This window comes from Brevibacterium ihuae, from assembly GCF_900184225.1.
GTDB lineage: Bacteria > Actinomycetota > Actinomycetes > Actinomycetales > Brevibacteriaceae > Brevibacterium > Brevibacterium ihuae.
Genome location: NZ_FXWZ01000002.1, coordinates 728,554 through 750,251 on the forward strand (window position 1 = coordinate 728,554; position 21,698 = coordinate 750,251).

The 21,698-nt window shown below is 70.5% G+C and carries 23 protein-coding genes, 1 tRNA gene and 1 pseudogene; 7 read left to right on the plus strand and 18 right to left on the minus strand.

The window, feature by feature from the left end; genetic code table 11:
- The first annotated feature begins 126 nt into the window (after window positions 1–126).
- Entirely contained in the window at window positions 127–1,173 is a 1,047-nt protein-coding gene (locus C1A17_RS03365) for a mechanosensitive ion channel family protein (protein ID WP_101650701.1), read from the plus strand.
- Window positions 1,174–1,201: 28 nt separating this feature from the next.
- Window positions 1,202–1,645: a globin gene (locus C1A17_RS03370; RefSeq protein ID WP_101650702.1), complete on the plus strand. Its 444-nt coding sequence runs from the start codon at window positions 1,202–1,204 to the stop codon at window positions 1,643–1,645.
- 8 nt (window positions 1,646–1,653) lie between these two features.
- On the opposite strand, the gene C1A17_RS14030 is transcribed toward C1A17_RS03370, so the two are convergent.
- Together C1A17_RS14030 and C1A17_RS03380 are read right to left on the minus strand one after the other, a co-directional pair.
- Window positions 1,654–2,307, minus strand: a complete 654-nt coding sequence (locus C1A17_RS14030; protein WP_146000569.1) for a DUF8185 domain-containing protein — start codon at window positions 2,305–2,307, stop codon at window positions 1,654–1,656.
- A complete protein-coding gene (locus tag C1A17_RS03380; protein WP_101650705.1) occupies window positions 2,304–2,846 on the minus strand; it encodes an acyl-CoA thioesterase in 543 nt (180 codons plus the stop codon). The genes C1A17_RS14030 and C1A17_RS03380 overlap by 4 nt, the downstream gene beginning before the upstream one ends.
- 146 nt (window positions 2,847–2,992) lie before the next feature.
- Between C1A17_RS03380 and C1A17_RS03385 the strand changes: the two genes are divergently transcribed.
- Complete coding sequence (locus C1A17_RS03385) at window positions 2,993–3,874, plus strand: acyl-CoA thioesterase (RefSeq protein ID WP_101650706.1); 882 nt, start codon at window positions 2,993–2,995, stop codon at window positions 3,872–3,874.
- A 69-nt stretch (window positions 3,875–3,943) separates the two neighbouring features.
- Here C1A17_RS03385 and ettA read toward each other — a convergent pair whose 3' ends face one another.
- The 5 genes from ettA to C1A17_RS03410 all read right to left on the minus strand — a co-directional run bounded on the left by ettA (window position 3,944) and on the right by C1A17_RS03410 (window position 10,584).
- Window positions 3,944–5,626 (minus strand): energy-dependent translational throttle protein EttA, encoded by a 1,683-nt coding sequence (gene ettA, locus C1A17_RS03390; protein ID WP_101650707.1) that lies wholly within the window; start codon window positions 5,624–5,626, stop codon window positions 3,944–3,946.
- Between the two features lie 122 nt (window positions 5,627–5,748).
- On the minus strand, window positions 5,749–6,411 hold the full coding sequence (locus C1A17_RS03395) for a DUF6993 domain-containing protein (RefSeq protein ID WP_101650709.1): 663 nt from the start codon (window positions 6,409–6,411) through the stop codon (window positions 5,749–5,751).
- Between the two features lie 197 nt (window positions 6,412–6,608).
- Window positions 6,609–7,154 carry a single-stranded DNA-binding protein gene (locus C1A17_RS03400; RefSeq protein WP_180953198.1) on the minus strand — a complete coding sequence of 182 codons (546 nt, stop codon included), beginning with the start codon at window positions 7,152–7,154 and terminating at the stop codon, window positions 6,609–6,611.
- 134 nt (window positions 7,155–7,288) lie between these two features.
- A complete protein-coding gene (locus tag C1A17_RS03405; RefSeq protein ID WP_101650716.1) occupies window positions 7,289–8,875 on the minus strand; it encodes a GTPase in 1,587 nt (528 codons plus the stop codon).
- Window positions 8,872–10,584, minus strand: coding sequence for a dynamin family protein (locus C1A17_RS03410; RefSeq protein ID WP_245873400.1), 1,713 nt, complete (start codon window positions 10,582–10,584; stop codon window positions 8,872–8,874). The genes C1A17_RS03405 and C1A17_RS03410 overlap by 4 nt, the downstream gene beginning before the upstream one ends.
- A gap of 192 nt (window positions 10,585–10,776) precedes the next feature.
- On the opposite strand from C1A17_RS03410, the gene C1A17_RS03415 reads away from it, so the two are divergent.
- The gene (locus tag C1A17_RS03415; protein WP_101650720.1) at window positions 10,777–10,986 is read left to right on the plus strand and encodes a hypothetical protein; all 210 of its coding nucleotides are present in this window, start codon (window positions 10,777–10,779) and stop codon (window positions 10,984–10,986) included.
- A 224-nt stretch (window positions 10,987–11,210) separates the two neighbouring features.
- Here the strand turns inward: C1A17_RS03415 and C1A17_RS03420 are convergent.
- From C1A17_RS03420 to C1A17_RS03430, 3 genes are all read right to left on the minus strand, one after another.
- Window positions 11,211–11,283, minus strand: a tRNA-Arg gene (locus tag C1A17_RS03420).
- Window positions 11,284–11,353: 70 nt separating this feature from the next.
- Window positions 11,354–13,183 carry a pyruvate kinase gene (locus tag C1A17_RS03425; RefSeq protein WP_101650722.1) on the minus strand — a complete coding sequence of 610 codons (1,830 nt, stop codon included), beginning with the start codon at window positions 13,181–13,183 and terminating at the stop codon, window positions 11,354–11,356.
- A gap of 171 nt (window positions 13,184–13,354) precedes the next feature.
- Window positions 13,355–13,600 carry a thiamine-binding protein gene (locus C1A17_RS03430; protein WP_245873479.1) on the minus strand — a complete coding sequence of 82 codons (246 nt, stop codon included), beginning with the start codon at window positions 13,598–13,600 and terminating at the stop codon, window positions 13,355–13,357.
- 33 nt (window positions 13,601–13,633) lie between these two features.
- Between C1A17_RS03430 and C1A17_RS03435 the strand changes: the two genes are divergently transcribed.
- Entirely contained in the window at window positions 13,634–13,810 is a 177-nt protein-coding gene (locus tag C1A17_RS03435; RefSeq protein ID WP_425427265.1) for a hypothetical protein, read from the plus strand.
- A gap of 99 nt (window positions 13,811–13,909) precedes the next feature.
- Here C1A17_RS03435 and C1A17_RS03440 read toward each other — a convergent pair whose 3' ends face one another.
- The 7 genes and pseudogenes from C1A17_RS03440 to C1A17_RS03475 form a co-directional block, all read right to left on the minus strand.
- A complete protein-coding gene (locus C1A17_RS03440) occupies window positions 13,910–15,040 on the minus strand; it encodes an NAD(P)/FAD-dependent oxidoreductase (RefSeq protein WP_101650725.1) in 1,131 nt (376 codons plus the stop codon).
- Window positions 15,041–15,181: 141 nt separating this feature from the next.
- A complete protein-coding gene (locus C1A17_RS03445; RefSeq protein WP_101650726.1) occupies window positions 15,182–15,484 on the minus strand; it encodes a putative quinol monooxygenase in 303 nt (100 codons plus the stop codon).
- Window positions 15,481–15,714: pseudogene (locus C1A17_RS03450) on the minus strand (DJ-1/PfpI family protein); the annotation flags it as partial. The pseudogene C1A17_RS03450 and the gene C1A17_RS03445, both read right to left, overlap by 4 nt.
- A gap of 388 nt (window positions 15,715–16,102) precedes the next feature.
- A complete protein-coding gene (locus C1A17_RS03460) occupies window positions 16,103–16,414 on the minus strand; it encodes a thiamine-binding protein (RefSeq protein ID WP_101650730.1) in 312 nt (103 codons plus the stop codon).
- A 13-nt stretch (window positions 16,415–16,427) separates the two neighbouring features.
- A complete protein-coding gene (locus tag C1A17_RS03465) occupies window positions 16,428–16,610 on the minus strand; it encodes a thiamine-binding protein (protein WP_101650736.1) in 183 nt (60 codons plus the stop codon).
- A 65-nt stretch (window positions 16,611–16,675) separates the two neighbouring features.
- The gene (locus C1A17_RS03470; RefSeq protein ID WP_101650738.1) at window positions 16,676–17,863 is read right to left on the minus strand and encodes an acetyl-CoA C-acetyltransferase; all 1,188 of its coding nucleotides are present in this window, start codon (window positions 17,861–17,863) and stop codon (window positions 16,676–16,678) included.
- 253 nt (window positions 17,864–18,116) lie between these two features.
- Complete coding sequence (locus tag C1A17_RS03475) at window positions 18,117–18,611, minus strand: Dps family protein (protein WP_101650740.1); 495 nt, start codon at window positions 18,609–18,611, stop codon at window positions 18,117–18,119.
- Window positions 18,612–18,893: 282 nt separating this feature from the next.
- Between C1A17_RS03475 and C1A17_RS03480 the strand changes: the two genes are divergently transcribed.
- On the plus strand, window positions 18,894–20,492 hold the full coding sequence (locus C1A17_RS03480) for a coiled-coil domain-containing protein (protein ID WP_245873402.1): 1,599 nt from the start codon (window positions 18,894–18,896) through the stop codon (window positions 20,490–20,492).
- Window positions 20,493–20,651: 159 nt separating this feature from the next.
- On the opposite strand, the gene C1A17_RS03485 is transcribed toward C1A17_RS03480, so the two are convergent.
- Entirely contained in the window at window positions 20,652–20,957 is a 306-nt protein-coding gene (locus C1A17_RS03485) for a hypothetical protein (RefSeq protein WP_245873404.1), read from the minus strand.
- 29 nt (window positions 20,958–20,986) lie between these two features.
- Here C1A17_RS03485 and nucS point away from each other — a divergent pair, with 29 nt between their 5' ends.
- On the plus strand, window positions 20,987–21,682 hold the full coding sequence (gene nucS / locus C1A17_RS03490; protein WP_101650744.1) for an endonuclease NucS: 696 nt from the start codon (window positions 20,987–20,989) through the stop codon (window positions 21,680–21,682).
- The last annotated feature ends 16 nt before the right edge of the window (window positions 21,683–21,698 follow it).

A 21,698-nucleotide genomic window follows, 5' to 3' on the forward strand; every position in this document is an offset into this window, starting at 1 on the left:
ACTCCCTGCGGCGGAGATCGTTCCCGGTGAGGCGGGAGGCGCGAGCGGTCCGCTCAGCTCGTCCCCAGACACCCCCGGCCCGTTTTCCGGCGATACTCAGACACCGCCCCTACCGTGGAATCCCGTATGCAGACTCCAGCTGAACAGGTCCGTGACGCCGTCACCGAGACCGTCGACAAGACCACCGAATTCGACTACTGGGCGTTCTTCCTCGGCACGCCGCTGCGCATCGTCGTCATCGTCATCGTGTCGATCGTCGTCAACCTCCTCGTGCGCAAGCTCATCAACCGGTTCGCCCAGTCCATCGCCGACGGCTCCACCGCCGCCTCGGACCGGAGGCGGTTCGCCGTCTCCGAGGGTGCCGCCGAGTCCTCGTCCCAGGACCCCACCGCCCGTGCCCGCCGCGCCCAGCGCGCCAAGACCGTCGGATCGATGCTGCAGTCGATCGCGACGATCGTCATCAGCGTCATCGCGTTCCTCATGGTGCTCACCGAGCTCGGCTTCAACCTCGGGCCCGTCCTCGCCTCGGCCGGCATCGCCGGTGTCGCGATCGGCTTCGGCGCCCAGACCCTCGTCAAGGACTACCTGTCCGGATTCTTCATCGTCGTCGAGGACCAGTACGGGATCGGCGACTCGGTGGACCTCGGAGAGGCCGTCGGCATCGTCGAGGAGGTCGAGCTGCGGACCACGCGCGTGCGCGGCGTCGACGGGACCCTGTGGCACGTGCGCAACGGCGAGATCCTGCGCGTGGGCAACCAGTCGCAGGGCTGGGCGCGGGCCGTCATGGACATCCCGCTCCCCTACAGCTCCGACCGCACGACGATCGACGAGGTCATCGCCGACGCCGTCGCCGCGATCCGCCGCGATCCCAAGATCGCCCCGGTGATCCTCGAGGACCCGGAGATCTGGGGCGTCGAGGCCATCACCGGCGAGTCCATGACGATCCGCACGGTCATCAAGACCGAGCCGAACGAGCAGTGGGCCGTCGCCCGCGCCTTCCGCGCGGCGATCAAGCACGAGCTCGACGTCCGCGGACTCCGGATGCCCCTCCCCCAGCAGACGGTCCTGCGCACGATCCCCGACCCCGCGCACGCGGTCAAGGAGTCGGAGTCGGAGTCCGGCGAGTCCGACGGGGACACAGGATCGGACGGATCGGCGAAACCGGTACAGTGATCGGACGCAGACGACCGGGAGGGCCCACATGAACGACGGCGAGGCGCCGCAGCGCCCCGACAGCTTCTTCGCGATGGTGGGCGGCCATCGGACGTTCACGACCCTCGTCGACACCTTCTACGCCGGGGTCGCCGACGACGAGTACCTCATCGCGATGTATCCCGAGGGCCACGAGCTCGACGGTGCCAAGCACCGCCTGCAGACCTTCCTCGAGCAGTACTTCGGCGGCCCGACGACGTACCAGGAGGAGCGCGGCCACCCGCGGCTGCGGATGCGGCACTTCCCGTTCCCCGTCACCCCGAAGGCCCGCGATCATTGGCTGCAGCACATGCGCGCCGCGATGGACGCGATCGCGCTCCCGCCGATGTACGACGCCGTGATGTGGGACTACTTCCAGCGCGCCGCGACCGCGATGCTCAACACCCCGGACGAGCACGACGCGCCTCCGCCGGCGGGCCCGCGCCTCCTCTGAGCCGGCGGTCAGCCGACCGTGCGGGTGAGCACGTGCCCGGTGTCGGTGCTCAGGCGCGCCCACGTCCCGGCACGGCGGACCGCGACCCGGTGCGCGCCTGCGAGGAATCCCAGACCGTCGAGTGCGAGAGCGACGCCCGAGCTCACACCGGCGACGCCGGCGAGCGGCCGGGACCAGATCCGTCGTCGCAGCGCGCTCACCGCCGGCCCGCCGGCCGCTCCGGGCACCCCGGCGGCGACCTCGGCGATGCCCTCCGCGGCCGCGGCGCGGACCTCTGCGGCCGCGATCTCGCCCGACTCCTCCCAGGGTCCGCGCGGCGGGGTGATCCCCGCCCACGGCACCCGCACCTCCTGCGGGGGCACAGGGACCCGCAGATGGCCCTGCGACTCCGCGCGGGCGAACCGGTCGCCGAGCGCCGCGAGCGGGACGATGACATCGGTGCCGTCGAGCTCCGGACCGGTGAGCCGCACGATCCGCATCCCGAGTGCGAGCGGCGTCGGATCCCCGAGACCGTGCGGGTGGAGGGGTGAGACGGTGAGGACGAGTGCCGGCCCGTGGACGGCGAGGCGCATCGCGCCGTCCGGGTCGAGGCGCTGCGCCCGCTGGACGAAGACCCGCCAGTCCCGCAGGTCGGCAGGGGCGGTGAGCTCGAGATCGGTCATCCGCGCCTGCGCAGCGGAACCCGGTCGCCGACCACCGCGGTGAGCGCCGCGGTCTCGGACTCGGTGAGTCGACGCGCGCGTCCGGTGGCGGAGTCGACCATCGCGATGACCGATTCGGCCACGGTGTAGGCGCGCGAGCCGTCGGGTTCCGCGATGACGTACCCGACGTCGACGGTGGCCGGGCCGACCGCGGAGATCACCGTGTCGACGGCGATCGGGCCGGTGCGGTACGGGATCGGCGTGCGGTACTCGATCCGATGGGAGAACACGAGGATGTCGGTATCGACCGACGCCCGGCCGAACACCGGCGGGAAGCCGGGGCCGAGGATCACCTCGGCCGCGCCGTGCTCACCGGGAGTCGAGGCGGCATCGCGCGCCGCCGTCGGGGAGCCGAACGCCCGGACGCGGGCCTCCTCGAGGATCCGGAACTGCGTGACGTTGTTGACGTGCCCGTAGGCGTCCATGTCGCCCCAGCGCAGCTCGATGAGCACCCGGGTGAACGGGCCGCGCAGCAGCGGATCGGTGAGAGGCGCATCCATGCCTCCCATTGTGCCAGCCGGGCAGGCCTTCCTCACGGCCCGGTCGCGGCGACCTCGGGCGCGGTCGCGGGGGGCGACCGGACTAGAATCGTGCTGACCGGCCCGACCCCGCACCGCTACGGGCCCACCTGCGATCCTGGAGCACCATGAATCATTCCGACAACGTCGCCGAGCTGCTGCGCGTGCTGCGTCTCACGCCGACCGATCCGATCCACCGCAGCCGCGAGACCGAGTTCTTCGAGGGACCGAGCCAGTTCAAGCCGGACGGCCGGGTGTTCGGCGGCCAGGTCCTCGCCCAGTGCGTCATGGCCGGCGGCCTCACCGTCGCAGACGACCGCCCGATCCACTCGCTCCACGGCTATTTCCTCCGCACCGGCGACGCCACCCGGCCGATCGTCTTCGGAGTGGAGAACCTCCGCGACGGCGGTTCGTTCTCCGCCCGGCGCGTCCACGCGTACCAGAACGGCGAGCCGATCATGTCGGTGATGTCGTCCTTCCAGCTCGTCCAGGACGGCTACGACCACAGCGACGAGTTCCCCGCCGGCATGCCCGATCCCGAGGACTGCCCCGAGATCAAGGACCTCATCGGCTCGGTCGACCTCCCGCACGTCCAGGAGTGGCTCGTCAAGCGGCCCTTCGACGTGCGGCCCGTCGAGCCCTCCCTCTACCTCGAGCACCAGGGCGATCAGGTGTCCCGGCAGCACGTGTGGATCCGCGCCTCCGCGGAGTTCCCGGCCGATCCGCTCCTCAACGCAGCCGCTCTCGCCTATGCGAGCGACTTCAACCTGCTCGAGCCGGCGATGCGGCGCAGCGGGCTCGCGTGGCAGACCCCGGGTCTGCGGCTCGCGAGCCTCGACCACGCGATGTGGTGGCACCGGCCGATCCGGGCCGACGAGTGGATGCTCTACTCGCAGAACTCCCCGTCCGCCGAGGGCGGGCGCGCGCTCGGTGCAGGCCGGATCTTCGCGCGCGACGGGCAGCTCCTCGCCACCGTCGCCCAGCAGGGGATGATGCGCGTCAAGCACTGAGCCCGCGGGCGGACACGACGGTGCCCTGCGGTTCCGGGAGCGGAACCGCAGGGCACCGTCGTCTGCGCGTCAGTCGCGGGTGAGCCGGCGATGGGTGACGCGGTGCGGCCGCGCTGCCTCCTCGCCGAGGCGCTCGACCTTGTTCTTCTCGTAGGCCTCGAAGTTGCCCTCGAACCAGTACCAGTTCGCCGGGTTCTCCTCGGTCCCCTCCCACGCGAGGATGTGGGTGGCGACGCGGTCGAGGAACCACCGGTCGTGGGAGACGACCACGGCGCAGCCGGGGAACTCGAGGAGCGCGTTCTCGAGCGAGCCGAGCGTCTCGACGTCGAGGTCGTTGGTCGGCTCATCGAGGAGGAGCAGGTTGCCGCCCTGCTTGAGGGTGAGCGCGAGGTTGAGGCGGTTGCGCTCACCGCCGGAGAGCACTCCGGCCTTCTTCTGCTGGTCCGGGCCCTTGAATCCGAAGGCCGAGACATAGGCCCGCGAGGGCATCTCGACAGCGCCGACCTGGATGAAGTCGAGTCCGTCGGACACGACCTCCCACAGGCTCTTGTTCGGGTCGATGCCGCCGCGGGACTGGTCGACGTAGGAGATCCGCACCGTCTCGCCGACCTTGAGGTCCCCGCCGTCGAGCTCCTCGAGTCCGACAATGGTCTTGAACAGCGTGGTCTTGCCGACGCCGTTGGGGCCGATGACGCCGACGATGCCGTTGCGCGGGAGCGAGAACGACAGCCCGTCGATGAGCGTGCGGCCCTCGAAGCCCTTGACGAGATCCTTCGCCTCGATGACGATGTCGCCCAGACGCGGGCCCGGCGGGATCTGGATCTCCTCGAAGTCGAGCTTCCGGGTCTTCTCCGCCTCGGCGGCCATCTCCTCGTAGCGGGCGAGGCGCGCCTTCGACTTCGTCTGGCGGGCCTTCGCGTTCGAGCGGACCCACTCGAGCTCCTCCTTGAGGCGCTTCTGGAGCTTCTGGTCCTTCTTGCCCTGGACCTTGAGGCGCTCGGCCTTCTTCTCGAGGTAGGTCGAGTAGTTGCCCTCGTAGGGGTAGAGGTGACCGCGGTCGACCTCGGCGATCCACTGCGCGACGTGATCGAGGAAGTACCGATCGTGGGTCACGGCGATGACGGCGCCGGGGTACGAGGCGAGGTGCTGCTCGAGCCAGAGCACCGACTCGGCGTCGAGGTGGTTGGTGGGCTCGTCGAGGAGCAGCAGATCCGGCTTCTCGAGGAGGAGCTTGCACAGCGCGACGCGGCGGCGCTCACCGCCGGAGAGGACGGAGACGTCGGCGTCCGGCGGCGGGCAGCGCAGCGCGTCCATCGCCTGCTCGAGCTGGGAGTCGAGATCCCAGGCATCGGCGGCGTCGATGGCCTCCTGCAGCTTCCCCATCTCCTCCATGAGGGCGTCGAAGTCCGCATCCGGATCGGCCATCTGGGCGGAGATCTCGTTGAAGCGATCGACCTTGCCCTTGATCTCGCCCACGCCCTCCTCGACGTTGCCGAGGACGGTCTTCTCCTCGTTGAGCGGCGGCTCCTGGAGCAGGATCCCCACGGTGTACCCGGGGCTCAGCCGCGCCTCGCCGTTCGAGGGCTGATCGATGCCCGCCATGATCTTGAGGATCGTCGACTTGCCGGCGCCGTTGGGGCCGACCATGCCGATCTTCGCTCCGGGGTAGAACGACATCGACACGTCATCGAGGATGACTTTGTCACCGTGCGCCTTGCGCGCCTTGTGCATGGTGTAAATGAATTCGGCCATAGTGTCCCCAGGCTATCCGCTCGAGGGCGGAAGCGGCCAATCCCCGCGCGCCGGCGCACCGGTCGAGCACAGGCGGCGGCACCGCACCGAGCCGAGCAGCACTCGCCGCGGAATGCGGGACGTCAGTTGCCGCCGAGCGACGGCTCCTCACCGTCGCCGGACCCGCCTCCGGAACCACCGCCGTCGGATCCGTCATCCGCTCCTCCGCCGTCGACACCGGAGTCTCCTGCGCCCGATCCCCCGCTGTCCTCCGCGGGGTCCTCGGACGCCTCCTCGCGCGGCCGGTTGATGTCCTCGCCCGGGATGTGACCGGCTCCGTTGTCCTCGCCGGACTCGGAGCGCTTCTCGCCGTCGGGATCGTCGACCCCCTCGGGCCGATCGACCGCGCCGTAGAGGCACGTGTCGACGGATTCGCTCGGGGGCATGAGACGGGCAGTCGCTGAATCGCCGCGGATCTCCCCGACGACGCAGCCCTCCTCGACCCGGACGCCGAACATCTTGGCCGGCACCTCGTTGCCGAGCGGCGATTCGTCGAGCGTGGTCTCGATCCCCTCGGGGTCGTAGCCGGCCTCGATGAGGGTGTCGAAGACCTCCTGCGAGCTGGGCAGGCTCTCCTGACCGGTGAGCGGCTCGAGCGCCGCGACGACCTCGTCGACGACCGCCGGCTCCTCCACCGCCTCACCGCCGGACGGATCCGCAGGCTCCTGCGTGAAGAGGGAGCAGCCGCTGAGTCCGAGCGCCGACAGCAGGAGGACGGGCACCGCTGATCGCGGATCGAACTTCATGGCACTCCTCCGGTCCGGCACGCATTCGCCTGCTCCACTGTAGCGCCTCGTACCTGCGCCCGACCCCGGAACGCGCCCGGGTCACGACAGGCCCGGTCCGGAACGCTCGCGGCAGCGTGCCCGACCCCTCATCGGCGCGCTCACGTTGCGCGTCCCGGTGCCCGTGCGCGGCCACCGGGAGCCGAGGGCTGCCGTCCTCAGAACGGCGGGTCGCCCCCGTCACCGATGGCGCCCGCGGCGACGGGTGTCGGATCCGTGCTTCCGCCTCCGGCCGGCTGTTCGCTGTCGGACCCGCGCGCCGTCGCGTCCACCGGGTCGAGGCCCCACGGACCTCCCGGGTCGCCGCCGGACGGTTCGCCCTCCCCGGCGTGCTGCTCGCGCCTCCGCGCGGTGTGCCGGCGGAACGACCCCGTGCCGAAGCGGAGGTTGTGGCCGAGCGCATCGGCGACGAGTTCGACGGAGGTGCCGGATCGCTCCCCGTTCTCCCAGTCGCGCACCCGCAGGCGACCGACGACGAGGACCGGGTCGCCCTTCCGCAGGGAGCACGCCGCCGACTGCGCCATCGACCCGTAGGCGGCGACGTCGTACCAGCTCGTCTCCCCCTCCTCGTAGGTGCCGGTCTCGGAGTTGAAGTAGGAGTGATTCACCGCGAGCCGGAAACCGATGTAGGGCCGGCCGTCGGGCAGGGTGCCCGTCCGCGGATCGCTGCCGATGGTGCCGATGAGCTGATTCGTGGTCTTCACCGTTCTCGTCCTTTCACGAGGGAACGGTTCCACCGTGGACCGCATCGCGCTCCCCGGCCAGGACGCGCGACGGCCTGTGGACGAGTCGGGGCTCGTCCACAGGCCGTTCTCGCAGCAGCGGCTGCGCGCGGCGATCAGCGCAGGCCGTCGTAGACCGCCTTGTGCTCGCTGAGGATCGCGGTGATCGGTTCGAGATAGGAGCCCGCGGCGGCCTGGCCGACGGCCTCCCGCAGACGCGCCTCCACCTCGTCGCCGGCCTCCTGTGCACCGCGTGCACGGGCGGAGGCGGCGGTGACCGAGGTGATGATCGAGCCCACGATGCCGACGACGAGCAGCGCACCCGGAACGATCCACAGCCACGGAGACGCATCGACGACGAGGCCGGCGAACAGGGCCAGCAGGCCCTGGGCGACGAGCCACAGTCCGCCGACGACGGTCGCGACGAAGAAGAGGATCTGGAAGAAGCCGGCCACGTTCCACCACCCCGGGCTCCGGCGTTCGATGTCGACGGCGGTCACCGCGGAGTCGAGGGTATAGGTGAGCTCCGCGGTGCTCTGCTTCTCCGCGTGGGACACCGCGTGGCGCCACTGGAGCGGCAGCGACCGCACCGCCTCCGCCACGAGCTCGTGCGCGGCGAGATTGACCCGGGCGCTCTGCGTCCGCGTGGTCTCCGGAACGGCAGCCCGGACGAGATCGTCGCGGTCGCCGCCGTGCTTGGCGCCGAGCGGGTCGGCCTGACCGCGCTGGGCGAGGGCGAGCGGCGGATAGCCGGTCTTCCGGTAGGAGCGGCGCAGGTAGTCGTCGCGCACCGTCTGGGAGACCGCGGTGACGCCGGCGGCGTCGACCATCGCCTCGACGAGTCGGTCCGCACCCGGCAGACGGGTGGGATCGGTGAGCGGCTCACCGAGCTCCTCGCGCATCTGCGCCGCAAGCGAGCGCATGTCGGCGAGCAGCCGCTCCGAGGCCGCGTTCTTCGCCGAGACGGTGTCGGTGAGGGTCTCGCGCAGGCCGGGCACTCCCTCCCGGGTGACGGCGGAGGCGAGCTGCACCCGCACCCCGTCGAGCCCGTCCTGGGCGAGGAGCTGGCTGAGATGGTCCCGGCAGGCTTCGCGCTCGGCGGGGCCGAGCGTGTCGATCTGGTTGAGCACGACGACCATGGTGGTCGCGTGCTCGGCGAACTGGGAGAGGTAATGGGAGTGGAGCGAGAAGTCCGCGTACTTCTGCGGGTCGACGACCCAGAACACCACATCGACGAGCCCGACCAGGCGATCGGACTCGGTCCGGTGCTCGGCCGCCGTCGAATCGTGGTCGGGGAGATCGAGGAGGACGAGCCCGTGGAGCGACTCCTCGTCGTCGCCGTCGAGCGCGCTCTCGCGCCAGGTCCGGTTGTCCACGGGTACGCCGAGCCAGGCGAGGAGCTCTTCGCCGCCCTCGCCCCACACGCACGCGGTGGGCAGCGAGGTCGTGGGCCGCCGCACGCCGACGCGGGCGATCTCGAGCCCGGCCACGGCATTGAACAGGGACGACTTCCCCGAACCGGTCGACCCCGCGAAGGCGACGACCGTGAAGTCCTCGCCGAGGTCCATCCGGGCGTCGGTCTTCTCGAGCAGCTCTCCGGCCCGTGACAGCGTGTCGGCGGACAGCCGCCCCTCCTCGAGGTCGAGGGCGCGACGGATACCGGCGGCGAGCCGGCCGATGGTGTCGTGCGTCTGCTGACTCACAGGGTCTCCTCCAATCGGTCCCCGGCGCCGCGCAGCACGCCGGCCTGCCGAGGCGGCACCTCGGTCTCGGCGAGAGCGCGGTCGAACGGGGCCCGGTGCTTCTCGAGCACGGCATGCGCCCGTTCGACGAGCTGCTCGCGTGCGGTCCGGGCGAGGTCGCGGGTCACCTGGTCCCCGAAGATCGTGTCGAGCAGCTTGCCGGCGACCACGGCGGTGCCGCCGGCGATCCCGGCCTCGGCCCCGGTGAGCCCGCCCGTCCCGGCGAAGACCACGAGCATGAGGACCGCACCGACGCCGTTGACCCCGAACGACAGGATCCGCGCCTTCGCACGCTTGCTCTGGCCGACCTCGCGCACGAGATCGTTGACCCCGGACGACCAGTCGGCGATCATCCGACCGACCTCGCCGTCGAACTCGCGGGGCAGCCGGGCGAGGTCCGGGCGGGCGTCGACGACCGCGCGACCCTCCGGGGTCGACTGCCACCGCACCGCGGTCTCGGACACCGCACGCACCGTCTGCTCGCGGATGAGCAGGGCCACGCTGCTCTCGATCGCCTGCTCGAGGGGCTCCGCCGCGTCGCGCTTGCCGGTCACGGCAGCGGTGATCCGGTCGCGCACCCGGGCGACCGTGGGCTCGAGCCCGCGGAAGAACTGCCCGGTGCCGACGAAGTCCTGCCACCGCGCGAGGACCTCACCGCGCAGCACGCTGCCGTCGGCGAGCGAGTCGGAGAGCTCGGCGGCGCTCCGCTCGAACTCCTCGTCGACCGCGGTGACGAGCCGCTGGTGCGCGTCCTCCTGACCGGAGACGATCCCGGCGAGCTCGCGCACCTTGGCGGGCACGGCGGCGAGCGCACCGGTGAGCGTGCGGGAGATGACGCGCTCGCGGGCGGCGGCATTCATCCCGAGGTTGAGGACCCACGAGCGGACGGGGAACACCGCGGCGTCGGGCAGCAGCCCGTCGACGAGCTCGAGCTCGGGGATGGTGAAGATCGGCGCGGAGCCCAGACCGCTCTCGGACAGCAGTCCGGAGAGGTGGTGGCGGACCTCGCGGTTGGCCTGCGGCGGCACGCGATCGAGCACCATGGCGACAGTCGTGCCGCGCTCCACCGAGGTCCGGAGCAGCTCCCAGGGCACCGCGTCGGCGTAGCGGGCGGCGGTCGTGACGAAGAGCCAGAGGTCAGCGGCGGCGAGGAGCTGCCGGGCGAGGGCGCGGTTGGATTCCATCACCGAATCGATGTCCGGGGAATCGAGGAGCGCGAGGCCGCGCGGGATGTTCTCGTCGGCGACGAGGCGGACCTGCGGCGCCTCGAGGTCGGTCTCCGGGCGGACCACGCGCTGGAGCGCCGGGAGGATGCGGTCGGAGGTGAAGTACTCGCTGTCCTCGGGGTTGTGCACGAGCACCGGCCAGCGCGTCGTCGGACGCAGCACGCCCGGGGTCGACACCGCTCTCCCGACGATCGAGTTCACCAAGGTCGACTTGCCGGACCCGGTGGACCCGCCGACGACGACGAGCAGGGGGGCGTCGGTGTCCGACACCCGCGGGAGCAGGTAGTCGGTGAGCTGGTCGTCGATGTCCCGCTGGAGCGCACGACCGGCGTCCGCGTCCGCGGTCCGGAGGGGGAACCGCGCTTCGCGGACCCGTCTGACCAGGTCGCCGAGCGCCGGCGCCACTCCGGGCGCGAGGGCGTGGGAGTTCGATCGGGTAGTCACCCCTCCACTCTGTCGGTTTTCGGGGTCACCCTCCACTCACCACGCCGACCGCGCGCGCGATTGGCGCACCGGACGCGCACGCCGCCGCGCACCGGCGATGTGGCGCAGATCACATTCTCACAGTGTTCTCCCAGGTGCATTCCGCGGCTCCCGACGTAGAGTTCGATCACCGAACGAAAGGAGACGATTCCAATGACGGGATCTCGTTTCTTCCAGGCCGCCGCGGCCCTGTCCTTCCTCGCCCTGCTCCTCGTCGTCTTCGGAGGGGTCAGCGTCCTCTTCGTCGATGTCGCCTTCTTCGTCCAGGCCTTCGCCCTGCTCGCGGTCCTCGCCGGGATCGCCCTGGCGATGAGCGAGCGTCTGGCCTACTGGGGCAAGCCCGCCAGCCCCTACCTCGCCTGAGACGGGTCGTCCGCCTCTGAGACGGGCGGCCTCCCCCGGAGACGGGAGCGGCAGCACGCCGGCGGGAGCAGACGACCGTGGGCCCGTGAATTCAATGGAGAATCCACGGGCCCACACTCGTCCGGTGCGATACGGCGATGGCTCGACCCGCTGGTCGGAAGCGTGTCGTCAGCGTGTCATCCGACCAGCGGGACTCGGCCGATCGGACGTTGGTGCTGGTGAAGTGCCCCCAGCAGGACTCGAACCTGCAACCTACGGATTAGAAGGCCGTTGCTCTATCCATTGAGCTATGGGGGCCGGCGCCGCTCGACGCGGCGCACTCAGGGTACTACACGGCCGGCCCCAGCGGACCGCCGACCGCCGGCCGTCACAGCGACCAGGACCGCAGCCTGCGGAGCATGTCCCGCTTCTTGCTCGTGTGTCCGCTCATCCGGGCGAGGATGTCCGACAGCGCGGCGATCGCCTCCTCGATGTAGGGGCCCTTGTTGAGCATGACGCACTCGGCACGCTGCGCCATCGCGGCATCGGTGATCTCAGCACGCGAGGGCAGACCCGACTTGGCGAGGCTCTCGAGCACCTGGGTCGCCCAGATGACCGGGACATGGGCGGCCTCGCACAGCCACAGGATCTCCTCCTGGAGCTCGGCCATCCGCTCGAAGCCCGCCTCGACCGCGAGGTCGCCGCGCGCGATCATCACGCCGACGTCCTGCCAGCGCATCGCCTCGAGGAGCATCCGCGGCAGCTGCTCGAAGGCGGCGACCGTCTCGATCTTCAGGGTGATGTCGACGTTCTCCGCCTGCTGCTCGGCGAGCGCGTCGATGAGCTGGGCGACGTCGTCGGCGGAGCGGACGAACGACATGTTCACCATGTCGGCGTGCGCGGCGACGAACCGGATGTGGGAGCGATCGGCCGCGGTGAGCGCCGGGACCGGGATGTCGGTGTCGGGCAGGTTGATCCCCTTCTCCGACTTGAGCTTCGCGCCGCGCGGACCGGCGCTCGTCACCCGCAGGGTGAGTTCGTCCGGACCGCAGACGGTGACGACCCCGCCGATCCTCCCGTCGTCGATCCACACCGCATCGCCCACTCCCGCCGCGTCGAACACCTCGGGCAGGGAGCAGCCGATGACGTACGGCGGCTCGGCGACCGCCGGCCGGGGCTCCATCGACCGGGTGAGCACGATGTCCTCGCCGAGGTGGACCCGCATGCTCTGCTCGACCCCGGGCAGTTCCCCGATGACGAGGCTGGAATCCCCGGAGCGCACAGCGGTGCCGGTGATCCAGTAGATCGTCCGGTCTGCGGAGACGAGGACCCCCGCGGCGCCGCGCGCCTCGACCCGGAGGGTGCGGTTCGAGTCCCGCGCATCGGTGATCCGGAGTCCGTCGCCCTCGTCGAGCTCCGCGAGAACTGCGCGGACCGCGGCCGACTCCCCGGCGAGCGGCAGCTCCTCGGCGTCGAGGGCGCCCTCGATCCCCCGCGCGGCCTCGGCGTCGGCGGTGCCGAGCCAGACGAGCGAGCGCGCGGTCACCCGGCCGGAGGCATCGCGCTCGGGCTTGATCTTGACCACCGGCGGACCAGCCTGCAGCGGACCGGTCCGGAGCTTGGGCCCGGCGAGGTCCGTCGCGACGAGGGGCGGCGCCGTCCGGCCCGCAGCGGGCCGCGCGCGGATCGCTGCGATCATCGACTCCCAGGCGGCTTCGTCGTCGTGCGCGCAGTTGATGCGGGCGAGATCCATCCCGGCGGCGGTCATCGCGGACACGAGGTCGGGATCCCCCGCAGCCGCGCTCGGCATCGTCACCATGATGCGCGTGTCCCGGTCCACCGGCGCCGGGCCGAGCAGCCGATCGGTGTCGCGCTCGAGGATCGCGCGGCCGGCACGCGGGGTCAGACCCGCAGGTTCCGTCGCCTCCTCGCCGAGCTGCGCACGCAGGGCGGTGAGCACGACGTCGAGGTGCCCGAGCACCCCGGACTCCATCCGGCCGAGCGTGGACACCCCGACCTCCCCAAGTCGGTACTGCAGGTCCCGGATCTCCTCCGAGCGCAGCGCGACGTAGTGGACGAGATTGCGCGCCGAATCGCGGTGCCGGTCGCGGACACGGGCGATGAGCTCGGCGTGGCGGGACTCGGCCTCGAGCGCGAGACTCCGCAGCCGGTCGACGTCGGCGATGAGGGTCTCGATGGACCGCACTGGATCTGACATGGGCATGACCTCCGGTGAGGGAGCCTAGCCCGCCGAGGTCAACGGGAGGTGAACAGCGCGTGAGCCGCGGCGGGGACGCGGTAACGACGCGGGAGCGACGAGATCGATGACGAGATCGGGGCGGCACCGGACCGTGGTCCGATGCCGCCCCGGAGGGGGGTCGCTGCGGCGTCAGCCGGCGCGCTCGTCCAGCGCCTTCTCGAGGCGGTCGAGCTTGCCGGTGAGCTCGCCGGTGTAGCCGGGCCGGATATCGGCCTTGATGACGAGCGAGACGCGCGAGCCGAAGGCGCCGACTGCCGCGGTCGCCTCCTTGACGACGGCGAACACCTCGTCCCATTCGCCCTCGATCGTGGTGTAGGTGGTCGTTGTTCGACCGCCGCTGCGAGGAACCCTAGCCAGGACGAACCGCTGCTCGATGCGGGCAACACTGTCGTCGCCGCGGAGCTGGACATGCGCGTTGTCGCGGTGGCCGATCACGTGATCGATCGTGAACCCGGCGCGGGCGAAGCCGGCGGGACCGTGGTTGCAGCTGGTACGCCCGCCTACGTCGCGGACAAGGGCGTCGGTGCTTCCGCGGGCTACCTTGCCGCCGCACTGCAGGCAGCCACCAACGTGACCCCAATGTGACGAGTGTGTCGCTGTGCGAGCTGAACATCGCACAGCGACACACTCGACAGCTTGCCGGCCAGAATCGCGGGTCACCCCCCCGCGATCGGGGGACACGCCCTAGCCCTGGGCCTCGCCGAGGCGCGCTTCGGGCGTGAGCTCGGCGCGGAGACCGCCGCCGGTCGCAGCCCGGGCAAGAGCGCGACCCAGCGCAGGTGCCTGCTTGAACAAATTGTGACCGGCCACAAAAAAGACAGAGCCTGCCTCCCACACGGCCACGCCGTCCTCACTCCACGGGAGGTCGGTCACCCAGCAGTGAAGGAAGTCGCGCGGCTCTGGGTGGAGACCGGGCAGCGCCCGTGTCACGTAATCACGTGCGCGTTCGTCCAGCGATCGAATCGCCGCCGGGTCGATGAAAGTTCCGTCGTCGCGGACGCCGACGGTGTCGCTGAGCCCGACCGAATAGCTGCTGTTGCCCGGTAGCGGCGTCGCGTAGACGCCGACTTCGCCGAAGACGCCGCTACTGTCCTGCAGGCACGCGACTCGTGCCGGGGCGGCGGCTTTCACGTCAAAGGTCAGCCGGACGTGTGCGGCAAGGCGAACCGGCAGCGACAGACCGACGCTGCGCGCCAGGCGGGCGGTTTCGCGGCCGGCGCACACGACCACCTTGGAGTAGACAGCCCGGTCGGTGACACTGCGCACCTCGACTGTCCCGTCGGCGCGGGGATCGATAGAGATGACCTCACCGGTGGTGACCGCATCTGCCAGGGCACCCGTGAGTGCCGTGATCGCGGCGCGAGTGCGGATCGCGCCGCCCGACTCGTCGAGCACCGCCGGCCCCGAGTACCCAGCGAGCAGCGGCATCCGCTGGGCGACCTCGGCCGCGTCGATCTCGCGCGCTTCCACGCCGCCGACCTGGTTGAGCACACGCAACCGTGCCAGGGCGCTGTCGCCGATCGCGACGACACCGTCTGATGAGACCAGCTCGACGTCGAAGTGTTCGGCCCACTCATCCCATACGCCCCGGCTTTCGCGCGCGAAAGCAACGAGTCGCGGGTCGTCGCGGGCATGCCGGAAGATCCGAGACTCGCCTGCGGACTGACCTGTCCCGGGCAGACCAGCCTCGTACAAGCGCACCGGCACGCCCTGCTCCCGCAGCGCGTACGCCGTCGACAGACCGACGATCCCGCCCCCGATGACTGCTACCTCGGGTGAACGCGTCGTGGCAACGCCGTCGTCAGTTCCTGTCATCGCGGTTCCCCGATCTGTTGGTGATTAACGATAGGCCGTAAGAGAAGGCGGCGCTGCCACGACGTCAGCGGGCTGTGCCAGCCCGACGTCACCGCGCGCGGCGACCCTTCCTTTCTGGGCCAGTACTCCCGTTCTGTGGTGTCAGGCGGGGAGTTTGGAGCCCAGGACGTCGAGCTTCTCGATCGTCGGATCGCTGAACAGTTTGCCGGTCTGCTCCCCGAGAGCGGCAGCGACTGCACCGGACAGGTGCGCGTCGCGGCCGGCGTCATCGGGGAACACGTCGAAGATTCCGAACGAGGACGGGCCGAGACGGATCGCGAACCACGCGATGGTGGCCGGTTCCTCCTCGACGAGCCCTCGCCCGATGCCGAGAAACTCCTGGACCTCGTCTTCCTTGCCGGGCAGTGCCTCCAGCCTGACAAGCAGTCCCTTCGTCACGCTCATGACGCCACCTCTCCCTGGGTCGAATTGCTCGCCAGTTCCGCCACGATCGTATCGCAGAACGCAGGCAGGTCGTCGGGTGAGCGGCTGGTGATCAGGTTCCCGTCGACCACGACATCCTGGTCGGCGACCTCCGCACCGGCGCTGCGCAGATCCGTGCGGATGCTCGGGAAGGACGTCAAGGTGCGACCTCCGACCACGCCAGCCTCGATCAACGTCCAAGGCCCGTGACATGCCGGGCTTGATGAGGACCTTGATCCAAGCCTTGGACCTGGCGTCGAAGTTCGTGTAGGCATCGGCGGCTTGGTCCAGCAAGATTTCGTGGGAGAAGATCCAGGAAGTGGTCGCTTTGCCGGCCGCGATCACGTCTCGCAGCTGGCAAGGACGGCGGCCGGCCGCGGGTGATCGACGACGACAAGCGCACTGTCATCCTCGCTCGTCGGGAACGGGGCCAGTCCATCCGCGAGATCGGAGCAACCACTGGCGTCTCCCGGGGGCTGTGCTCGGCGTGGTATCGGAGGAAAAGGCAGGGCCCCCTCGTCACGAGGGACGAGGAGGCCCATCGCATCGAGAGCACGTCCAGTTGAGGATCACCGTCTCGGACGGCTGCGGGAGCAGCTACTACTCATCCGACTCCGAGATCGCCTGTTCGAGCCGTTCGACCTTGGCATCCAGCTCGCCCTCGTAGCCCGGACGAATGTCAGCCTTGATGACGAGAGAGACCCGCGAGCCGAATGGCTCAACGGCCTCTGTAGCACGCTTCACCACGCCGAAGACCTCGTCCCAGGTACCTTCAACCTCGGTGAACATGCTCGACGTCCTATTGGGCAAACCGGAGTCGCGGACGACCTTCACTGCGGCAGCGACAGCATCGTGGACTGATCCATCGTCGCGGCCGGTTCCGGACGGGGCAACGGAGAATGCAAGCAACATGACGGTTCCCTCCTCAGATTCCTGCGGGCCGGATGAAAGACCCATGTCCTAGATCGACGATCCTTGTGAACATCGAGTCGGTCCGGTTGGGCAGACCGGACCTGCGGACGACCTCGACGGCGGCGGCCACGGCATCGTGGACGGAACCGCTCGGGTCGTCCCCTCCCGACGGTGCGACGGAGAATGCGAGGAGCATGGCGTTTCCCTTCTGCAGTGCGGATACGGCACCGGCGCCGCGGGATGCGCGGCGCCGGAGTGGTGTCAGGACGCGGGGACCTCGAGCACGAGGGCATCGCCCTGGCCGCCGCCGCCGCACAGCGCGGCGACGCCCTTCCCGCCGCCGCGCCGCCGGAGCTCGAGCGCGAGGTGGAGGGCGATGCGCGCACCGGAGGCGCCGATCGGGTGGCCGAGCGCCACCGCTCCGCCGTTGACGTTGACCTTGGCGTCGTCGATGCCGAGATCCTTCATGCTCGCGAGGCTCACCGCGGCGAACGCCTCGTTGATCTCGTAGAGGTCGAAGTCGGCCGGGCTCATGCCCTCCCGCTCCGCGGCGGCCTTGATCGCCTGGGACGGCTGGTGCTGCAGGCTCGAGTCCGGTCCGGCGGTCCACGCATGGGAGCGGATCACCGCGAGGATCGGGAGCCCGAGCTCCTCGGCCTTCTCGCGGGAGGTGACGACCACGGCCGCGGCGCCGTCGGAGATCTGCGAGGCCGAGCCGGCGGTGATCGTGCCGTCCTTGCGGAACGCGGGGCGGAGGCGACCGAGCGATTCGGCGGTGGTGTCCGGACGGACGCCCTCATCCTTCTCCACCACGGTGTCGCCCTTGCGCCCGCTGATGGTCACCGGGGTGACCTCGTCGGCGAACCGTCCGTCCTCCCAGGCGGCGGCCGCCCGCTGGTGGGACTGCGCGGCGTAGGCGTCCTGCTCCTCGCGGGTGAACTCCGCGTCACCGGCGTTCGCTGACTCAGTGAGTCCGCCCATCGCCTCATCGGTGAAGGCGTCCCACAGACCGTCGTAGTCCATGTGGTCGCGCACGGCGACCGTGCCGTACTTGTACCCGGCACGCGACTTCTCGAGCATATGCGGGGCGTTCGTCATCGACTCCTGGCCTCCGGCAACGACGACGTCGTACTCCCCGGCGCGCACGAGCATGGCCGCCTGGGTGATCGCGTTGATCCCCGACAGGCAGAGCTTGTTGATGGTGATCGCCGGCGTGCTCATGGGGATCCCCGCCTTCGCGGCGGCCTGCCGGGCTGGCCCCTGGCCGCAGCCAGCCTGGAGCACCTGGCCCATGATGACGTAGTCGACCGCGTCCGGCGCCACCCCGGCCCGGTCGAGGGCCCCGGCGATGGCCTCGGCACCGAGGTCGACCGCGCTGAGCGAGCCGAGTGCCCCGGACATCCGCCCGAGCGGGGTGCGGGATCCTCCGACGATGACTGCTTCGGTCATGTTCTCCTCCTTGAGCGTCCGCCGACGGCCTCGCGCCGGGCGGTCCGGGAACGGTGGGTGGGGCGGCGGAGGTCGCCTCCGCCGCTGCTCGGGTCGACCGCCGGTGCGGTCGGCGCCCTCGCCTGCGCGATCCAGCCTAGTCGAGGACGTGACGGCGGACACAACCCGGGGACGACGACGCGGGGACGAGGTCTCCCCCGTCCCCGCGTCGTGATCTCATGTGCCCCGTCGGGCTCCGCACGGTGCGTGCGCGTCAGCCCTTGAGCGAGCCCGAGGCATCCTCGAGGTGCGCCCGGAGGAACCACTGGAACTGCTCGAGCTCGCGGGTCTGGGCGGTGAGCAGATCCTCGCTCATCGGATCGATGTCGGCGGTTGCGGCGACGGCCTCGCGGTGGGCCGCGTTGACCTCGGTGTAGACCGCGTCGAGTGCCGCGATGTGCTGCTGGGTGCCGGCCCGGTCGGTCTCGTAGGTCATTCCGGGTCGGTCCCAGGCGATCCGTCCGGGCACGCCGATCGGCTGACTGCCCAGAGCGGCGATGCGCTCGGCGATCTCGTCGGCGAAGCCGCGGACGAGCTCGACCTGCGGGTCGAGCATTTCGTGGACGCCGATGAAGGAGGGTCCGACGACGTTCCAGTGAGCGTGCTTGAGGATGAGGTGGAGGGCGTTCATCGCGTCGAGGCGCTCCTGCAGGATGCCGCTGACCTTCTCGCCTTCGGCTTCGGTGAGTCCGGGAAGGGTGTAGCCCATGGTGTCTCCTCGCATTCGTCGATATCAGGTGTCAGCACACCTGCCCGCACCCGTGGGTGCACAGTGGTGTGCTTCTGCTTCGAACAACGCCGGAGGGCGCCCGACTATTCCATCGCGTGTGCGGCCGCGGCCCGCGTCCGGCCCTCCCATGCCGTTTCCGGACCCGGTCTCGGAGGCCATACCAAGGAATCCTCAGTAGAGTGGAGCCACAGGCTGAAGAGCACCCGGTAGACGAGGATAGGAGTCGAGAACGTGACGCCTCCGGAAGAATTCCGCACCGCCATGCGCGGATACGAGAAGAATGAGGTCGATGCCCGGATCGGGCAGCTGCAGACCGAGATCGATTCGCTGCGCAAGGCATTGGCCGACGCTCGCAGCCAGGTCATCACCGCGGACCGCGCGAAGCTCCAGATCGCCGGTGAGCTCTCCGAGGCCAAGCAGCAGCTCAAGAAGGCGGCGAACGACAGCGCCGAGGCCGCCGGCCCTCCCGGGACCCGGATCGACCACCTCCTCAAGATCGCGGAGTCGCAGGCGCGCGAGACCCTCGCCCAGGCGACCGCGGATGCCGAGACGATCCGCAACAAGGCGCGTGCGGACGCCGCGAGCCAGCGCGCCCGTATGCACACCGAGAGCAACGACGTGCTCAACAAGGCCCGCGCCGAGGCCGACTCGATCTCCGCCTCGGCCGAGCTCCGCGCCGAGGAGACGATCAAGGCCGCCGAATCCCGCGCCCAGGAGCTCAGGGCCACCGCCGAGCGCGAGGCCGCCCAGCTCGGCGACACCGCGAAGGCGCAGTCCGACGAATCGCACGAGACCGTCAAGCGCGAGATCGCCGCCCTCAAGGCCGACGCGGAGAAGGAGGCCGCGGACATCCGTGCCGCGGCCAAGACCGAGGCCGACGAGATCCTCGCCCGGGCGCGCGCCGAGCAGGAGAAGTCGAAGAAGGCCGCGGACGCCCTCGACGTCGAGCTCGCCAACAAGCGCCAGCAGGCCGAGAAGGCGGAGAAGGAGCGCTTCGACACCTCGGCCGCGGAGAACAGGAAGCTCATCGCCGAGGCGCAGGAGCGTGCGAAGAAGGCCGACGCCGAGGCGAAGGAGGCGGCCGAGCGGGCCGAGCAGACCCGCAAGGAGGCCGTCGAGAAGGCCGACCGGATCATCGCCGACGGACGCAAGCGCGCCCAGGAGCTCATCGCGGAGTCCCGCGCGACCGCCGAGGCGACGATCGAGGAATCCGCGGCCGAGGCCAAGCGCAACGTGTCGAGCGCCCAGTCGCAGGTCGACCTGCTCACCAAGCAGCGCCGCACGATCACCGCGCAGCTCCAGCAGCTCCGCTCGATGTTCGCCGCTCCCGGGCTGTTCGACGGCGTCGATCTCACCGAGGACCGCTCCGACCAGGAGGCCGCCGCCGCACTCCCGACGGAGAAGATCGCCTCGGGCTCCGAGCTCGAGGATCTCTCCGCGGACTCGGAGATCGAGGACGCCGAGGTCGTGCGCAATCCGGCCGACGACTCCGCCGCAGGCACCGGCTCCGCCGGGACCCCGCCGCAGTCCGGCGACGGGAAGTCCGGCGCCGGGCAGAAGGCCGGTGCCGCGGCGAAGGACGCAGGGTCGCCGAAGGCCGGAGATGCGCCGAAGAGCGGAGATGCGACCCAGGTCGGCTCCGGTCAGGCGACCGGCGCCGGTCCGAAGTCGGGCGACGCGACTCCGGCACCCGGTGCGCGCACGCCAGCGGGCACCTCGGGCGCGGGCTCCGCAGCAGCCGGGTCGTCCGCGAAGCAGAATTCCGGCGGGCAGCAGAAGCCGGCCGCGGGCACGGGGAAGAACTCCTCGGGCCGCCAGCCGCGCGATCCGAAGTCGCGCGACTTCAACCGTCTGCGCTGATCGGCTCGAGGCCCGAGCACGCTCGCACCCCGGTCCCGCCGTCGACACCGACGGCGGGACCGTCGTCTTCCGGGTCCGGGATCACAGCGCCGTGGCCGTGACCGGCCGACGACCCGGGCAGCCCGGATCGCTCCCTCGCAGCAGAAGGTACGGTGCGCTTCAGCGGCGCCGACGACGGGCGTTGAAGCAGGCGGTGTGCCAGTGCCTTCGGAACGACACCCCGGAGGCTGCCGCGAACTCGTCCTCGGAGCGCCACGCGACGGTGTGGTCGATCGCCGCCGGGAGGCTCTGGTGACACCCGGGGCAGGTGTAGGACTTGCCGGAATCGTTGCCGCGCACGCGCTGGACGACCCAGCTCCCGTCGGGTTCGTCGTGGACGCGACGCAGGGAGTTGAGGGACATGCTGAGGTCGCGCTTCTCGCGCGCCCACTTGTTGGACCGGCGGGAGGAGGACGAGCGTGGCATGGCCCGATTCTCTCACGTAGAGTTGCAGGGTGCGTTTGGTGATCGCGAAGTGCAGCATCGACTATGCCGGTCGACTCACGGCCCATCTTCCGCTGGCGGATCGGGTCCTCATGCTCAAGGCCGACGGCAGCGTCCTCGTCCACTCCGACGGCGGCTCGTACAAGCCGCTCAACTGGATGACCCCGCCGTGCACGCTGGCGGTGACGGAGCCCGACGACGATCAGCGCACGGCGGGCTTCTCCGAGATCTGGACGGTGACCCAGGCGAAGACCGACGACCGGCTCGTCATCTCCATCGCGCAGGTGCACTCGGACACCGCGCACGACCTCGGCGTCGATCCTGGCCTCGTCAAGGACGGAGTCGAGGCGCATCTCCAGGAGCTCCTCGCCGAGCACATCGAATCGCTCGGCACCGGCTTCCAGACCGTGCGCCGGGAGTACATGACCGCGATCGGGCCCGTCGACATCCTCGCCAAGGACGCCCTCGGGGCCTCGGTCGCGATCGAGATCAAGCGCCGCGGCGGGATCGACGGCGTCGAGCAGCTCACCCGGTATCTCGAGCTCCTCAACCGCGACCCTCTCCTGTCCCCGGTGAGCGGGGTGTTCGCCGCCCAGGAGATCAAACCCCAGGCCCGCGCGCTCGCTGAGGACCGCGGCATCCGCTGCGTCGTCCTCGACTACGACGCGCTCCGCGGGATGGACGACCCGGAGACCCGCCTGTTCTGAGCACCCGCGGCACCTG

Excerpts from the sequence above, each read along its gene's own strand:
- C1A17_RS03365 (WP_101650701.1), top strand. The coding sequence starts at position 127 with ATGCAGACTCCAGCTGAACAGGTCCGTGACGCCGTCACCGAGACCGTC.
- C1A17_RS03370 (WP_101650702.1), top strand. The coding sequence starts at position 1,202 with ATGAACGACGGCGAGGCGCCGCAGCGCCCCGACAGCTTCTTCGCGATG.
- C1A17_RS14030 (WP_146000569.1), bottom strand. The coding sequence starts at position 2,307 with ATGACCGATCTCGAGCTCACCGCCCCTGCCGACCTGCGGGACTGGCGG.
- C1A17_RS03380 (WP_101650705.1), bottom strand. The coding sequence starts at position 2,846 with ATGGATGCGCCTCTCACCGATCCGCTGCTGCGCGGCCCGTTCACCCGG.
- C1A17_RS03385 (WP_101650706.1), top strand. The coding sequence starts at position 2,993 with ATGAATCATTCCGACAACGTCGCCGAGCTGCTGCGCGTGCTGCGTCTC.
- ettA (WP_101650707.1), bottom strand. The coding sequence starts at position 5,626 with ATGGCCGAATTCATTTACACCATGCACAAGGCGCGCAAGGCGCACGGT.
- C1A17_RS03395 (WP_101650709.1), bottom strand. The coding sequence starts at position 6,411 with ATGAAGTTCGATCCGCGATCAGCGGTGCCCGTCCTCCTGCTGTCGGCG.
- C1A17_RS03415 (WP_101650720.1), top strand. The coding sequence starts at position 10,777 with ATGACGGGATCTCGTTTCTTCCAGGCCGCCGCGGCCCTGTCCTTCCTC.
- C1A17_RS03425 (WP_101650722.1), bottom strand. The coding sequence starts at position 13,183 with ATGTCAGATCCAGTGCGGTCCATCGAGACCCTCATCGCCGACGTCGAC.
- C1A17_RS03435 (WP_425427265.1), top strand. The coding sequence starts at position 13,634 with ATGCGCGTTGTCGCGGTGGCCGATCACGTGATCGATCGTGAACCCGGC.
- C1A17_RS03440 (WP_101650725.1), bottom strand. The coding sequence starts at position 15,040 with ATGACAGGAACTGACGACGGCGTTGCCACGACGCGTTCACCCGAGGTA.
- C1A17_RS03445 (WP_101650726.1), bottom strand. The coding sequence starts at position 15,484 with ATGAGCGTGACGAAGGGACTGCTTGTCAGGCTGGAGGCACTGCCCGGC.
- C1A17_RS03460 (WP_101650730.1), bottom strand. The coding sequence starts at position 16,414 with ATGTTGCTTGCATTCTCCGTTGCCCCGTCCGGAACCGGCCGCGACGAT.
- C1A17_RS03465 (WP_101650736.1), bottom strand. The coding sequence starts at position 16,610 with ATGCTCCTCGCATTCTCCGTCGCACCGTCGGGAGGGGACGACCCGAGC.
- C1A17_RS03470 (WP_101650738.1), bottom strand. The coding sequence starts at position 17,863 with ATGACCGAAGCAGTCATCGTCGGAGGATCCCGCACCCCGCTCGGGCGG.
- C1A17_RS03475 (WP_101650740.1), bottom strand. The coding sequence starts at position 18,611 with ATGGGCTACACCCTTCCCGGACTCACCGAAGCCGAAGGCGAGAAGGTC.
- C1A17_RS03480 (WP_245873402.1), top strand. The coding sequence starts at position 18,894 with ATGCGCGGATACGAGAAGAATGAGGTCGATGCCCGGATCGGGCAGCTG.
- C1A17_RS03485 (WP_245873404.1), bottom strand. The coding sequence starts at position 20,957 with ATGCCACGCTCGTCCTCCTCCCGCCGGTCCAACAAGTGGGCGCGCGAG.